This window comes from Dyadobacter jejuensis, assembly GCF_003149085.1.
GTDB classification, from domain to species: domain Bacteria; phylum Bacteroidota; class Bacteroidia; order Cytophagales; family Spirosomataceae; genus Dyadobacter; species Dyadobacter jejuensis.
Genome location: NZ_QGDT01000001.1, coordinates 999867 through 1013944, shown reverse-complemented (window position 1 = coordinate 1013944; position 14078 = coordinate 999867). Strand labels below are relative to the sequence as shown.

Sequence of the window (14078 nt, the reverse complement as noted above, 5' to 3'; positions counted from 1 at the left end):
AGGGTTATATTTGTAATGCACTGATAATCAATTTATTGCAATACACATCAATGGTAGTCACAGAGAAAACCACAGTGTGGTAATAAATTAATTCTAGCAGCACAGAAAGCGATATCGCTTAAGAGACGGCGGGGGGATAAGGAGAATGGGGAAAGGAATGGTAGAGGATTGGTCCAAATTAATATGTCGCTCCTCTCGAGCTGCTATGCAAGCCACAGCGTGGCGACATATTAATAGAAATATTGTTTTAATTCCGAATTTGAGCTCCGTAGGAGCGGCATATTAAATAATGAATGTTGCCGCTCATCTGGAGCTGCAGAAGATGCTACGGCATGGCAATAGATTAATGAAATAAATCTATTGCAGCAAAGAAAGCGATATCGCCTAAGAGACCGCGGGGGGATAAGGAGAATGGGGAAAGGAATGGTAGAGGATTGGTAGAAAATAATATGTCGCTCCTCTGGAGCTCTAAAAACCAACGAGCATTAGCTTGCTATTAATATTTCGCTCCTCCGGAGCTGCTATGCTAGATACAGCGGGGCAATATTTTAGATGAAATTAATTCTAGCAGCACAGAAAGCGATATCGCCTAAGAGACGGCGGGGGTATAGGGCGAGTGGAGAAAGGAATGGCAGAGGATTTGTAGAAAATATTAGTCGCTCCTCTCGAGCTGCTATACAAGCCACAGCGTGGCGACATATTAATAGAAATAATGTTTCAATTCCATATTTGAGCTCCGTAGGAGCGGCATATTAAATAATGAATGTTACCGCTCATCTGGAGCTGCAGAGGATGCTACGGCGTGGCAATAGATTAATGAAATAAATCTATTGCAGCACAGAAAGCGATATCGCCTAAGAGACCGCAGGGCATATGGCGAGTGGGGAAAGGAATGGTAGAGGATTGGTCCAAATTAATATGTCGCTCCTCTCGAGCTGCTATGCAAGCCACTGCGTGGCGATATATTAATAGAAATATTGTTTTAATTCCGAATTTGAGCTCCGTAGGAGCGGCATATTAAATAATGAATGTTACCGCTCATCTGGAGCTGCAGAAGGTGCTACGGCGTGGCAATAGATTAATGAAACTAATTCTTGCAGCACAGAAAGCGATATCGCCTAAGAGCCGGCGGGGGGATAAGGAGAGTGGAGAAAGGAATGGTAGAGGACTTGTCGAAAATATTATTTCGCTCCTCTCGAGTTGCTATGCAAGCCACAGCGTGGCGACATATTAATAGAAATATTGTTTTAATTCCGAATTTGAGCTCCGTAGGAGCGGCATATTAAATAATGAATGTTACCGCTGCCGTTGACACTTTATAAATGTGCTCATTTTTAACATATCTATTTTGAAGGTCAGTGATAACCTGTCGAAGCAATGTCATGCCCTTCGACGGGCTCAGGGTGACAATCTTGAACTTCATAGCATTGCCAAAACAATGTCATGCTGAGCCGTCCGAGCATAATCCAAGTACCTACTATAAGCGGCTAGCAAGTAAAATAGAAGACGACCCTACTTATCATATTAAGTAAACAAATACCAACCAACCACAAAGAACGATTGAAAACGGTAGCTTTTAAAATGCAGCTTCACCCGGGTCAGGTGGAGGAGTATAAGAAACGACACGACGAGATATGGCCGGAGCTGGTGCGTCTGTTAAAGGAGAGTGGAGTAGTAGACTATTCCATATTTCTAGACGAAGAAACCAATACACTATTTGCCCTACAGAAACAAACGGGTGAGGGCTCTTCGCAGGATTTGGGACAAACGGAAATCGTCCAGAAATGGTGGAAATACATGTCCGATATCATGGACACCAATCCCGACCATTCGCCGGTAAGCAGGCCATTGGAGCGGGTCTTTTATCTACCATAAAATATTGGGGACCGAAAAATGCCAGAATAAGCTGCTAATTTCGGTCCCCAAGTGCTGTTATTTCGACAAGGCTACGACATCGGCCTTGCTGCCCTTCCAAAAGGCTATTTTTTGCCTGTTCCAAGTATACGTTACCGCCACCGAATCGCCCCAGGCAATCACGGCAGGATATGAAAACTCATCCTCTTTGTCGCCTTTGTCGAGGTCGAAGCGGACGGGCCAAGTAGTACCATTATCCTCCGACATAGCCAAGGACAGGGGTGAGCGAGATCCCCAATCACTATCATCGGGATTGTAGGCTAGTACGAGGCTGCCATCTTCAAGCCTATCTAGGTCTATGCCACTGTTGGGATTGGGCAAGGAAGTCGCTACGATCTCCGACCAAGTCTTACCATTATCGTCCGAATCGCTTCGGCCAATTTTCCCACCGGTTGTTCTTACCAGCATATGCACTTTACCAGGAGCCGACTCCCACAAAGTAGGTTGGATAGCCCCTTTTCCTTTGATGGCCATGGTGTCTATTTTAAAGAATGGAGAGCGTGTCCACGTTTTACCTTGATCTTCGCTACGATCCACAAACACCTTCCAGCCATCCTGCTCGTCGGAAGCTCCCGCCAGCCAGGTACCATCGGTAAGCACGATCAGCTTATCTTTTACGGGGCCACGTCCCCCTTTATCACCAGGTACTAGCTCATAGGCCTCCGACCAGCTGTCGCCCCCATCGTCGGAAGTCTGTACCCAGGTCTCCCACCTAGCAATCTCTTTGCCCACTTTATAATACAAGATCACCTGACCACCGTCGGTGACTTGCAAAACTGGGTTCCAATGGGCATCCTCTCTTATTTTGGCGATTTCGACCGGTGCCGACCAGTTGCCAGGCTGTCCCTTGGACATCCATATGCCTACATCAGGATCTTTCTCCTTGGTACCTCCAAACCAGGCAGTTATAAAATTTCCATCCGGAAGCCTCACCACTGTGGAAGCATGACATTCGGGAAAGGGGCGTTCGTCTCCAAAGACGAAGGACGTGTTGACGGTGTTTTCGTCGGCTTGTTCTTCCTTTTTCGTACTCTGACAGGCACTGAACAAGGCCAGGCCGCCGGCCATAAGGCCCAAGGTAAGGGATCGCGGAATTAGGTTCATATCAATCATAATAGGTTTCTAAGGTGTTATAATGCAAGTACCCTTCAAAGAACCAATTGGACTATTATGCGAGATGATTTTTCAGATCTTCCATCACCGCTGCTGGCGACTGATCGGCATACAGAATGGCATGAACCGCTTGGGTGATGGGCAGGGAAACTGCATAAGCTTTATTGAGCTCCATGATACTTCGGGTAGCGTAATACCCTTCTGCTATCATTTTCATCTCTAACTGAGCCGCCTTAACACTATATCCCCGGCCAATCATATTGCCAAATAGGCGATTTCGACTAAACTGGGAATAGGAGGTCACTAACAAGTCGCCCAGATAAGCTGAGGACGTCAGCTCCCTTTCCCTAGGGTCGAGGGTACTTACAAACCGACCTATTTCCTGCATCGCATTGGCTACCAGCACCGCCTGAAAGTTATCGCCATAGCCGAGGCCATGGGTGATGCCACAGGCCATGGCCACGATATTCTTCATAACGGCGGCATATTCGACCCCATAGAGGTCGCCTAATGGCCGGGCGGCTACGAATCGACAGGTCATATATTTGGCAAATGATGCGGCCGTAGATAGGTTGGTCGAAGCAATGGTAAGGAACGATTGCTTTTCCAAGGCCACTTCTTCGGCATGGCAGGGGCCAGCAATCACACAGGTTTGTTCTAGGGGAACTCCATAGGTCGCCGCCATCCAGTCGGTTACTAGGAGGTTTTCTTGTGGTATCATGCCTTTAATGGCCGACACAATGACCTTCCCATGAAAATGTCGTGCCTGTAGGCCAGCCAAGGAGTCCCTTATAAAAGCGGCAGGAACTGCCAAAATCACGAAATGGCTACCCTTTAAAGCCTCAGCAACTTGCTCATAGACTTTTATTTTTTTGGGAGGCAGGTGTACATCGCTCAAATAGCTCGGGTTATGGTGAAATTGGCGGATATGCTGAATATCGGCCTTATTACGTAACCACCAGCGAATCTGAACGTGCGATTGCTCCGTTAATATCTTAACGATGGCGGTAGCCCAGCTTCCTCCACCGATCACTGCTATTTTTGTTAAACCTTCTATTGCCATCATATGCTCCGCCTCAATGCCTAAAATTTTATTTTTTATTCTCTTTAAAACTTCCGTACCCAAAGTAGGTAAATATTTAACTTATAGAAAACAACTTCTCCAAACACGGAATTTATTTAAAGTACGGGCTCCGACGTTCATAGCGGTAAGTGCTTCTGAAAGAAAAACATAAAATAAGGCTTTTAACCTATAAAAATCCCTCAAATGTTTTGATATATACAAAACTTACCATTAATTGTACCAGCAAATATTCGTACCTATCACTATAACAGACTAAAGAATGAGCAAGCTAGATGATCTTCTGTCCGTGTATCAAGAAGAAGCCTCCAAAATCGACTTGAAGCTAGACAACGACTTGTTAGCCAAGGTAACCAAAGGCCTAGGTCCCTCCATTTATAATGCCGATGCATCTAAAGTATCCTGCAGCGACCAGTCGGAGCTGGACAGGGTAAAAACGAGTTATTTAATAGGGAAACTCGGCCTGGCCGATGGACCGGAACTAGACGCGGCCATTAAAGAGGTTTGCGAGAAATTCGGAAGCAGTAACCGCAACAAACACCGTGCCCTATTTTATTATATGCTGGCCAAAAAATTTGGCAAAGAAAGCATTTACAATTAAAAAGCATCCTTTTCTCAGGACCTCTTGATGCTACAATAAAAAATCCTTGCCGTAAAACAGCAAGGATTTTTTTTAACCTAAACTAAATCGAACTTATTACGTAGTAACAACGCAGTTACCTCGATATTAATTTGATTATTTTTTCTCTTTTTTATCGGCTTCATTTTTCTTCTCTACTAAGTCACCAGCTTTAAGGTTTTTAGACACCGTAATATAAGGGCCAGAGATAATTTGATCTCCTTTCTTTAATCCAGAAAGGATCTCGATATTTTCGAAGTCACTAATACCAGTTTTTACTTCTACCATCTTCGCTACGCCTACGGAGTCGATAAAGACTACTTCTTTGATAGCCTCTTCCTTCTGTTTTGCCTTGGCTTTATTGTCAGTTTCTTCCTCGGCCTTTGGTTTTTCGCCACGGGTCGTAACAGCGGCTATTGGCACGGCGAGCACCTTATTTTTCCGATCCGTAATAATATCGACAGAGGCCGTCATTCCGGGTTTGAAAGGATACGATTTTTTGGAGCGATGCTCCATCAAGTCGGCGAAAGATTCATTCAATATTTTCACTTTTACCTCAAATTCGGTAACCGCATCGACTGAGGCACTCGCACTAGTCGAGGAAGCCAAGCCAGCTGCCGTATTGGCGATCTCTTTAACCACGCCTTTAAACTTCCGCCCTGTGGAGCTATAGGCGTCCACATCGATTTCGGCCGTGTCGCCTAGGCTTACCCTTACGATATCGTTTTCGTTGACGTTGACGCGCACTTCCATATTCGCAAGGTTGGCAATACGCATCATTTCGGTACCGGCCATCTGAGAGGTACCTACCACACGTTCTCCTGCTTCTACATTCAATAATGAAATAATACCGCTTACTGGAGCAAATATGCTGGTTTTTCTCAGGTTCTCAACGGCATCCCTTAAGCTTGCCTCGGCACTTTTGATGTTAAAGCTAGCTGCCGACACATTGGCTTTTGATGACTCTAGCTCTTGCTTGGCCACCCGGTAGGTGGACTCCGCCTGCTCGAAATCAGAGGGAGAAATAACCTTATCGGCATACAGCTTCTTATTCCTTTCATAGCTCGCCTTGGCCTGAATCAGCCTCGCTTCCGACTGGGCCACCATCGACTTGGACTGTTCGTAGCTTGCCTTACTGGAATTAACCGCCGCTTGGGCCCTAGCCATCAGAGATTCATAATTATCAGGGCGAATTTTGAGCAATAATTGGCCTTTTTGAACGGAATCACCCTCGGCAACATTGAGGCTAATGATCTCACCGGAAACGTCGGGACTGAGCTTTACCTCTACTTCGGGCTGCACCCGGCCAGAGGCACTCACCCGTTCTATAATATCTACGCTACTCACGGTAGCAAATTCTACTTCACTGCTGGCGGGTTTGCCAATCAGTCCGGCTTGTTTGGCGCCAAACAACCCAGCGATAAGTACGACAACCACCCCTGCTGCTATCCACCATGTTTGATTTGAAGATTTCCGGGCCATATGTTTTTTTTGTTACTTAAAATAAGGAGAAAAATGAGGTATGCTATCAGAAGCACCCCTTTGTTAGAAATCGGATAAGGGACGGTTCATATAAAAATCAAGGATCTTAGTCCGGAATACATAATCGTATTTCGTTTGTATCAGATTCGAATTGGCCCGGTCCAGATTGGCTTTTGCAATATTATAATCTAAAGAGTTTATAGCTCCCACGTCGAAACGTACCTGAGATATCCTAAAGGCCTCTTCGAGGGCATGCACCTGATTGGCCGTTGCCGAATACCTTTTGGCCGCATTCACCATGTCGATATAGGCCTGCTCCACATTCTTACGGATCGTAAGCTGCGCCTGCTGACTCTGATATTCTATGTTTTGTTTCTGTAACTTGGCATTGGCCACATTATATTTGACCTGAAAATTAGAGAAAATCGGGATCCTAAGACTCAGATTGATTGAGGAACTTCTATTGCCATCTAGTTGGTTAAAATAGCCAAAATCCTGATAGGTCCCATTCGGAATCGTAACCTTGTTGATGACCGGTACACTTACTCCCGCATAGGACACATAGCTAGTAGTGGAAGGGATGTCCTGAACGGTACTACCCGTACCATCGGCGATAAATCGTTCCTTAGGAGCTGCACTAGAATAGGCCGTCCCGATGCCACCACTTAAAGTCAAACTAGGCCTTCCTGCCGCTTTGGCGATTTCAATATTGGTATCAGCGGCATCAATACGAAGCTGAGCGGCCTTCATTTGTGGCAGGCTATTGAGGGCCACATCGTAAATCTCCTGAATGCTGGCATCGTAGGCCGCCAAAGTAGGGTCGGCCACCGACACCTTCACCACCTCTATCTGCTCACTACCAGGCATATTCATCAACTGTTTAAGGTTTAGCTTGGCAGTTTCAAGGTTATTTTGTGCATTCACAAGGCTTAACTCATCGTTGGCAACCTGCGCTTTCAGGTCGAGCAGGTTACTCTCTGCCAAGGTACCCGCCTCTACCAATCGGGCGGTACGGTCTCTTTGCAGCTTCGAAGCATCCAGCTGGCTTTGTGCCACCACGATCAACTCCTCGTTGGTAATGACCTGCAGATAAAACAAGGCAACGTTCAACATAATATCGTTGCGGGCAACCAATAAGTCCTCCTGACTGGCTTTCAAGTTACTCTCATTCCGTCGGATAGCGTTTTGAATTTGAAATCCATTGAATAAGGTTACCGACGAACCTACTTGAAAATTATTGGAATTGACATTCCGCTGAACATACACGTTGGTATAGGGGTCGATATTCCGACCCGAGCTAAATCCCTGCCCAGCACTAAAGCTTAAGCTTGGCCACCGTTGCCATTTGGATTGTTGCAGGGTATTGTCGTTGGTACGCACCTGCAACTCTGAGATCTTCACCTGAGGGTTCGTTTCCAAGGCGATACGGATGCAATCTTCTAATGAATAAGTATTTGCCGGCTGGTCCACATTGGTCTGTGCTTGTGCCATGCCAGCGCCCAGAGTAGTGGCGACCAGCGCTACATTACGTATGGTTTTCAGTAACGAATGAAACATAGTGACGGATTTGTTATAGGCCAATATTACAGGATGTGTATGCAAACGGCTATTCCTTTTTTACGGACGGTTGCAGGAGTAGGTAAATGGGCTCATAGCCAGATGCACCTTTTAATGGAAAAACAAGTAACCCAGCCATATACCGGCCAACACCCCCACCATATCGGCGATGAGCCCCGCTATGACGGCATAGCGTGTATTTTTGATTCCCACCGACCCAAAATATAAGGCGACGATATACAAGGTCGTATCGGCTGACCCTTGAAAGATACACACCAATCGACCTACAAATGAGTCGGGACCAAACTCTTTCATGGCATCGATCATCAGTGCCCGCGCACCACTCCCACTCAAAGGCTTCATTAGTGCCACAGGCAAGGCGTCGGTAAAGTCGGTATTCCACCCGGTATGCGAGAACATCCACTTCATGCCATCGATCATATAATCCATAGCCCCACAGTTACGAAAAGCGCTAATAGCGACCAACAACCCTACCAGATAGGGTATGATGGTCACTGAAGTAGTAAACCCACCCTTAGCTCCTTCTATAAAGGAATCGAAGACGTTTACTTTTTTGTACATCCCTCCTAAAAGGAACCCCGCCACGACCGACAATAAAATGGAGTTACCCGTAACGATCGAAATCGTTTCAATTTGCTCCTTAGGCAAGCCCGCCAGGTACCATAAGGCCAGTCCCATGAGGCCGGTCACCGTACCTAATCCCAACACCACCGTCCGGTTCCAAAGGTTAATTTTCTGCCAAATAGCGGTAATAATTAGGCTGACGACCGTGGTAACATAGGTACCCACCACACAAGGGATAAACACATCGGAGGGGCTAGAAGCACCTAATATGGCCCGCTGGGCGATAATGGTGAGGGGGATGATCTGCAAACCAGAGGTATGCAGTACTAGAAACATTATTTGGGCGTTGGAGGCCGTATCTTTTTGCGGATTAAGTTCCTGAAGACTTTGCATGGCCTTCAACCCGAAGGGGGTGGCGGCGTTGTCTAACCCCAACATATTGGCCGAAAAATTCATGATCATCTGCCCATTTGCTGGGTGGTCGGCGGGAACTTCCGGAAACAGTTTATTGAAAAATGGACCAATAAAGCGTGCCAAAGCGTTGATAAACCCGGCTTTCTCCCCTACGTTGAGTATTCCTAAAAAGAAGGTCATGACCCCAGTGAGCGGCAGTGCAATGTCCATCACGGCCACCTTGGCCATCTCCAGCATCCCTTCTACAATGGCTTTAAAGGTGAGCACGTCGCCCGTCAACAAAAACTTGAGTGCCGCAATAGCAAAGGCAATCACGAAAAAACCTACAAAAATATAATTCAGGGCCATAGAGGAAAAGTCAGGCTGGCACGCTATAAGACCCTAAATAGGCCAAGAGGTCGTGTCAAAACGGATATAAAACGGCAAATACTTATAATTCCTACCCTATATAAAAAGGGGCAGGACCAATTGAGCCTAAAAATAGAATAAAATGATGAGTTTAAAGTAATGTTAAGTTTAGAAATCCAAACACGGCTGGCACAGTATTTCTCTGAGTTTTCACTATTTTGGGAACATCTTTAATTTTTTACCACTATGAGCTTTACTATAAATAAAAACCTGGCTTTGATTTCGGTTCTGGTTTGGGCTGGATGTACCTCTAATAATTCTGAAAAAAAAGAGTTGACGGTCACCAAGGCCATCAATGATACGATTCCTGAGACGAGGGAGCGGGTGAGCCAACAGGCCGTCGCGTCCTATTCGGAACCAGTTAAGGATCCCGATGGCCTTAACGACTGGAAGTTTGAAATAAAAGCCTATGAAACCCAGGCTACTTTCGAGTTTTTACTTAAAATCCAATATATGGAACTGGCTGTTACCGACAGCCTTTTCATCCCGAACTTCGGAATTCGCCCTCAAGTAAAAATGATAAAAGGCCCATATCCACTATCCTGTGTGATCGGGTTTCTGGATAAAGAAGGCGTTTTCAAGGAATATAAGCTCGTAGAAGTCGCAAAAGGACAACTTAAAATCCGCCAGATAAAAAGCTACCGCAGAGCTATATTTAAGAAGTCATAAGTCACACCTAGCTCTCTCTCAGTAAAAGAGCATACACAAGCTAAAAAGAGCGCCCCCAGATAGGAGACGCTCTTTTATTTAATATTTAACCATTTAGGCCTTAAAAATATCATCCATTTTCTCTCGAATGGTGAGCAGGCGTTTTCGATCGCCTCCCGACACCTCTGCAGAGGCCCATCCGGAATAGCCTATTTTCTTGAGGGCCTGATTCACCACGGGCCAGTTGACGTCACCGTCGAAAAATTCGACCTGAAAACCTTTCCACAACCCCTCGTCGTTCTGCTTTTTAAAGCTAAACTCTTTTAAGTCAAGCTTCAAAATACGGTGATCCAACGCCTCAATCCACGAAGCGGGCCAGCTATAACGCAACACATTCCCGATATCGAAATACCAGCCTACCATTTCACTGTCGAATTCGTCGACATAGCGGGCTGCTTCCAAAGGACTCAGCAGAAACTGGTTCCATACGTTTTCGAATGCTATTTTAACACCGGTTTTCTCTGCTATGGGCAGCAACTTACGAATCTCTGCCTGCGACCGCTCATAGGCCTCAGCATAGGAGACGTCCGCATTCACCACGCCCGGAACCACCAAGACCGTAGTACCTCCATAGGCTTTGGTATCCCAAAGCGCTTTTTCGATGGATTTGGTGCAAAGGCTACGCGTGGCGGGATCAGGGTGCGACAAAGGGTATTTCCAATGCAGCGAGTTGACCGTCCCGGGTATTAGCAGGCCGGTCTTATCCCGAGCGGCTAGCACCTCTTTCATGTCCAACTCGTTGGGGGAGTCGAGCTCCACCCCATCATAACCCAAGTCCTTGAGGAGCTTAAACTTGTCCATCACCGACAAATCCTCCTTCACCATCCCCCATTTCAGGCTTTTCTTGACCATAGGCTGTGCAGCGACTTTTGCATCGGCAGCCATGGCGTGGTGTCCCACCGCCGACACCGCCGTAGCGGCTAGGGCGCTTTTTATCAGAAAATCTCTTCTATCCATATCCATTAAGAAAAAGCAGTAATTCCCGGCTTGGCCACCTCAATGGCTGGAGGGGTCATGCTAAAACTGTAAGTATCTGGGCCGAGTACTTCGGTGGAGTTAAGGGCTTGGTCCCAGGTAATACGCTTACCGGTATAGGCAGCCATACGTCCCATAATGGCCGTCAAGGTGCTATGTGCCATAAACTCACCGTCATTTACATGGTTTCCACTACGGATAGATGCGAAGAGCTCGTTATGCTCCGTCTGGTACATATCGTTGCTTGGGCCGTCGTACTTCCAGGGGTTCTGGCCATAAATTTCATGGTGATTTCTGGCACAATTGACCATCGCCCGTCCCTTGTTTCCTATCGTTTCTACCAAATAGCTATTTTCGCAATTGGCCTGTTGGCGCGAATGGTGGAAGCCCTTTACTCCATTATCATAATCGTAAACAATAGAAAAATGGTCGAATACATTGCCAAATAGAGAATCGGTACGCACTTGACGCCCACCAGTTCCTACTGCCGAAACGGGTAGTTTTCCACCCATGGCCCAGGCCATCATATCGAGGCTATGAACAGCCTGTTCTACGATATGGTCTCCAGCAAGCCAGGTATAATAGGTCCAGTTACGCAATACATATTCGGCGTCGGTCCAGCCTGGTTGGCGAGGGAACGACCATAAAGTACCGGTATCGTAAGTATTATAGATAGCCGAAATATCACCGACTGCACCGTCCAATATCCGGTTAAAACTTGCCCGCTTAGGCTCATGGTATCTCCAGCAGAAGCCCGACATCAAAGAGACATTTTTTTGCTTAGCCAACTTGGCAGCCTCCAATACCTTGCGCACCCCGGCGGCATCTACCGCCACGGGTTTTTCACAGAACACATGCTTGCCAGCCTTTACAGCGGCTGTTAGGTGTTCCGGACGGAAATGAGGAGGAGTAGCCAATATAACGACATCCACGCCTGAGTCCAATACCTTCTGAAAGGCATCGAAGCCTAGGAACTTTCTTTCTTCATCCACCTTCACTTTTGCACCGTGAACTTTGGTAAGGTTGGTATGGGATGCATCCATTTTATCCTTAAAGATATCGCCCATAGCGTGCAACACTACGTTAGGATCGGCTTTCAAAGCCTGGTTGGCAGCGCCGGAACCACGTCCACCACAGCCTATCAATCCCACCTTAAGCGTTTCGCTATTCACGCCGGCGTATACCTTATTTGGATTGAGGATGGTTACGGTAGGCAATGCGCTTCCAGCGATAGCCATTCCCGCCATTTTCAGTACGTCTCTTCGAGATGCATTCATTTGTAATATAGGATTAAGGATTTAAGATAGTCAGTATTTGATCCGTGCTGATTTTATAGAACCACCACGAATTAAAGCTTTAAAGATAAAGAAAGTTGATTAAACTTTGGAAGTAAACACACAAAAAAAATGCTTGCGTGCTCGAAACCGCACCCACACAAACCCCTCTTTATAGATCAAGCACTCGCTTATTCCATGACGCTTTAAGTCCCTAAATTAGTCCCATTGAACCTCAATTACACGGTCTTTTAGATCGATGGTCGTATATTTTTCGCGTCCAATACGCTTGAGATTAATCTTGCCATCTTGCACCTTGCCTATTTGTTGGCTGATCACATCTTTCTTGTTTTTCTTACGGTACAAGGCTACCAATTTATCCTGACTCTTCACCTCAACGGTCATATTACGCCCTTTAGCGACGAGCAGTTGGGCATGAGAAGGCAAATAGGGCGCCTTAGCCAGGGCCAAAGCCCTAGAGGCCTGAGGTACTCCATACCCTACATAATTATTGCCGTAAGGGTAGAGATGGGCCGACTTCTCTATAATCTCTATCAACTCCTTGTTGCTAAGCTTAGGATTGGCCTGAAGCAAGCAGGCTGCGAATCCGGTGATTACAGGTGCCGAAAGCGAGGTGCCATAAAGGGAGAAGCAGGAAACGTTTGGCTTAATATAGGGCAACGATTCGGGCCCCATACTGCTGTATCCTATCTTATTCCACAGGGTACTGTTGGTAGCCCCTATGGATAGCACGCCTTTGGCATCGGCCGGTGCCGACACCACCTCCCAACTTTTGTCGTCGCCTTCATTACCTGCCGACACGATTAGCAACAATCCCTTCTTGTCGGAGGCGATCTGCGCCGCTTTGGTGATGGCGCTAGTCTTGCCATCCATCTCAGCAGGCTTATAGTTCTCTTTTGGATCGGAAAAACCTTTGGCATAGCCTAGGGAAGTATTGATAAGCCGCACTCCAAGGCTGTCCATCCACTCCATAGCGGCTATCCAATTATCCTCTTCCCCCCTATATTCCCGCATAGAATAATCACTACGGGCTAAGTAAAAACTGGCATTAGTGGCCATCCCATATTGCATCTGCTCTTTGGGATTAATACCCGAAATGGCGGCCATCACTTCGGTACCATGCATATCGGAAAAGGACTCTGCAGTACTAAAGAGCAGTTCCCCTGCCCTACCTGGCTTAACATAATCGCGGATACCCAATATCCGGTTGTTACCAAAAACCTGTTGAAGCGATAAAGAAGAGTCGGCTCCATAAAATCCGGCATCTATGACCCCAATGGTAATATTTTGGGCCGTAATTTTCTGTTTCAAAAAAGCTTCAGCCTGCACCTGCGACATCACCGGGGCCATTTGAGCACGCTCTACCGGCCGGTTGCTAGCAATAAAAAAACCAGGATCAATCGGTTCTACTGCCTCCACAAAGTCCAGGGCTTTTATACGGGCTACTTGCTCCATACTCATATGGGCTGATACGGCATTGAGCCATTTTGAACGGTGTAGGATCTGCACCTGCTGCCCCCGGATGGCCTCCTCGTATGCGGGCATTATGGGCAAGTCGTAGGTATCGAAAGAGGCCATCCCTAGCCCCTGTCGATTCTGCATGGTCAGAGCCGAGATGGCTGGAGATAATGCGGCGTCCTTATCTTTGAGATAGATCCAGTACTTGGAATTAGCAAAAAGTAAACCAGGAAAAAAGAAAAATAGGATAATAAAAAAATTCCGCTTCATGGATAATATCGAATTGTTAGGCTTAAATAAAGGTATTAAATATGTTATCGACCACGCTATAAAAAGAATAGAATGCCAGGTAATTTTGTAATTTCGATCTCTAGGATCCGTTGCTGAGCGGGTAGGTTCTTCATTATTAAGCCATTTCCCATCAGCCCTCGCGTTTTCAAGTACAAAAATCCAAACTTTTACTCGATAA

The 14078-nt window shown here is 46.4% G+C and carries 11 protein-coding genes; 3 read left to right on the top strand and 8 right to left on the bottom strand.

Translation table 11 applies throughout. The features are described from left to right. The first annotated feature begins 1560 nt into the window (after positions 1 to 1560). Positions 1561 to 1875: an L-rhamnose mutarotase gene (gene rhaM, locus CLV98_RS04160; protein WP_229203198.1), complete on the top strand. Its 315-nt coding sequence runs from the start codon at positions 1561 to 1563 to the stop codon at positions 1873 to 1875. Between the two features lie 57 nt (positions 1876 to 1932). On the opposite strand, the gene CLV98_RS04155 is transcribed toward rhaM, so the two are convergent. Both CLV98_RS04155 and CLV98_RS04150 read right to left on the bottom strand, forming a co-directional pair. Continuing rightward, positions 1933 to 3018, bottom strand: a complete 1086-nt coding sequence (locus CLV98_RS04155; protein ID WP_229203197.1) for a sialidase family protein — start codon at positions 3016 to 3018, stop codon at positions 1933 to 1935. 64 nt (positions 3019 to 3082) lie between these two features. Further along, the gene (locus CLV98_RS04150) at positions 3083 to 4090 is read right to left on the bottom strand and encodes an NAD(P)H-dependent glycerol-3-phosphate dehydrogenase (RefSeq protein ID WP_109673078.1); all 1008 of its coding nucleotides are present in this window, start codon (positions 4088 to 4090) and stop codon (positions 3083 to 3085) included. Positions 4091 to 4370: 280 nt separating this feature from the next. Between CLV98_RS04150 and CLV98_RS04145 the strand changes: the two genes are divergently transcribed. Continuing rightward, positions 4371 to 4709 carry a DUF2853 family protein gene (locus tag CLV98_RS04145; protein WP_109672982.1) on the top strand — a complete coding sequence of 113 codons (339 nt, stop codon included), beginning with the start codon at positions 4371 to 4373 and terminating at the stop codon, positions 4707 to 4709. A gap of 135 nt (positions 4710 to 4844) precedes the next feature. Here the strand turns inward: CLV98_RS04145 and CLV98_RS04140 are convergent, their stop codons facing one another. The 3 genes from CLV98_RS04140 to CLV98_RS04130 all read right to left on the bottom strand — a co-directional run bounded on the left by CLV98_RS04140 (position 4845) and on the right by CLV98_RS04130 (position 9113). After that, the gene (locus CLV98_RS04140; RefSeq protein WP_109672981.1) at positions 4845 to 6209 is read right to left on the bottom strand and encodes an efflux RND transporter periplasmic adaptor subunit; all 1365 of its coding nucleotides are present in this window, start codon (positions 6207 to 6209) and stop codon (positions 4845 to 4847) included. A 63-nt stretch (positions 6210 to 6272) separates the two neighbouring features. Further along, on the bottom strand, positions 6273 to 7766 hold the full coding sequence (locus CLV98_RS04135) for a TolC family protein (RefSeq protein WP_109672980.1): 1494 nt from the start codon (positions 7764 to 7766) through the stop codon (positions 6273 to 6275). A gap of 111 nt (positions 7767 to 7877) precedes the next feature. Beyond that, positions 7878 to 9113, bottom strand: a complete 1236-nt coding sequence (locus tag CLV98_RS04130; protein ID WP_109672979.1) for a spore maturation protein — start codon at positions 9111 to 9113, stop codon at positions 7878 to 7880. A gap of 246 nt (positions 9114 to 9359) precedes the next feature. Here CLV98_RS04130 and CLV98_RS04125 point away from each other — a divergent pair, with 246 nt between their 5' ends. Next, on the top strand, positions 9360 to 9842 hold the full coding sequence (locus CLV98_RS04125; protein WP_109672978.1) for a hypothetical protein: 483 nt from the start codon (positions 9360 to 9362) through the stop codon (positions 9840 to 9842). 93 nt (positions 9843 to 9935) lie between these two features. Here the strand turns inward: CLV98_RS04125 and CLV98_RS04120 are convergent, their stop codons facing one another. The 3 genes from CLV98_RS04120 to CLV98_RS04110 all read right to left on the bottom strand — a co-directional run bounded on the left by CLV98_RS04120 (position 9936) and on the right by CLV98_RS04110 (position 13879). Next, positions 9936 to 10838: a sugar phosphate isomerase/epimerase family protein gene (locus CLV98_RS04120; protein WP_109673077.1), complete on the bottom strand. Its 903-nt coding sequence runs from the start codon at positions 10836 to 10838 to the stop codon at positions 9936 to 9938. 5 nt (positions 10839 to 10843) lie between these two features. Further along, positions 10844 to 12103 carry a Gfo/Idh/MocA family protein gene (locus CLV98_RS04115; protein ID WP_109673076.1) on the bottom strand — a complete coding sequence of 420 codons (1260 nt, stop codon included), beginning with the start codon at positions 12101 to 12103 and terminating at the stop codon, positions 10844 to 10846. A gap of 246 nt (positions 12104 to 12349) precedes the next feature. Next, complete coding sequence (locus CLV98_RS04110; protein WP_109672977.1) at positions 12350 to 13879, bottom strand: S8 family serine peptidase; 1530 nt, start codon at positions 13877 to 13879, stop codon at positions 12350 to 12352. Between the last annotated feature and the right edge of the window lie 199 nt (positions 13880 to 14078).

Bases quoted from the DNA above. Each gene is read 5' to 3' on its own strand.
- CLV98_RS04155 (WP_229203197.1), bottom strand. From the start codon at position 3,018: ATGAACCTAATTCCGCGATCCCTTACCTTGGGCCTTATGGCCGGCGGC.
- CLV98_RS04150 (WP_109673078.1), bottom strand. From the start codon at position 4,090: ATGGCAATAGAAGGTTTAACAAAAATAGCAGTGATCGGTGGAGGAAGC.
- CLV98_RS04145 (WP_109672982.1), top strand. From the start codon at position 4,371: ATGAGCAAGCTAGATGATCTTCTGTCCGTGTATCAAGAAGAAGCCTCC.
- CLV98_RS04140 (WP_109672981.1), bottom strand. From the start codon at position 6,209: ATGGCCCGGAAATCTTCAAATCAAACATGGTGGATAGCAGCAGGGGTG.
- CLV98_RS04135 (WP_109672980.1), bottom strand. From the start codon at position 7,766: ATGTTTCATTCGTTACTGAAAACCATACGTAATGTAGCGCTGGTCGCC.
- CLV98_RS04130 (WP_109672979.1), bottom strand. From the start codon at position 9,113: ATGGCCCTGAATTATATTTTTGTAGGTTTTTTCGTGATTGCCTTTGCT.
- CLV98_RS04125 (WP_109672978.1), top strand. From the start codon at position 9,360: ATGAGCTTTACTATAAATAAAAACCTGGCTTTGATTTCGGTTCTGGTT.
- CLV98_RS04120 (WP_109673077.1), bottom strand. From the start codon at position 10,838: ATGGATAGAAGAGATTTTCTGATAAAAAGCGCCCTAGCCGCTACGGCG.
- CLV98_RS04115 (WP_109673076.1), bottom strand. From the start codon at position 12,103: ATGGCGGGAATGGCTATCGCTGGAAGCGCATTGCCTACCGTAACCATC.
- CLV98_RS04110 (WP_109672977.1), bottom strand. From the start codon at position 13,879: ATGAAGCGGAATTTTTTTATTATCCTATTTTTCTTTTTTCCTGGTTTA.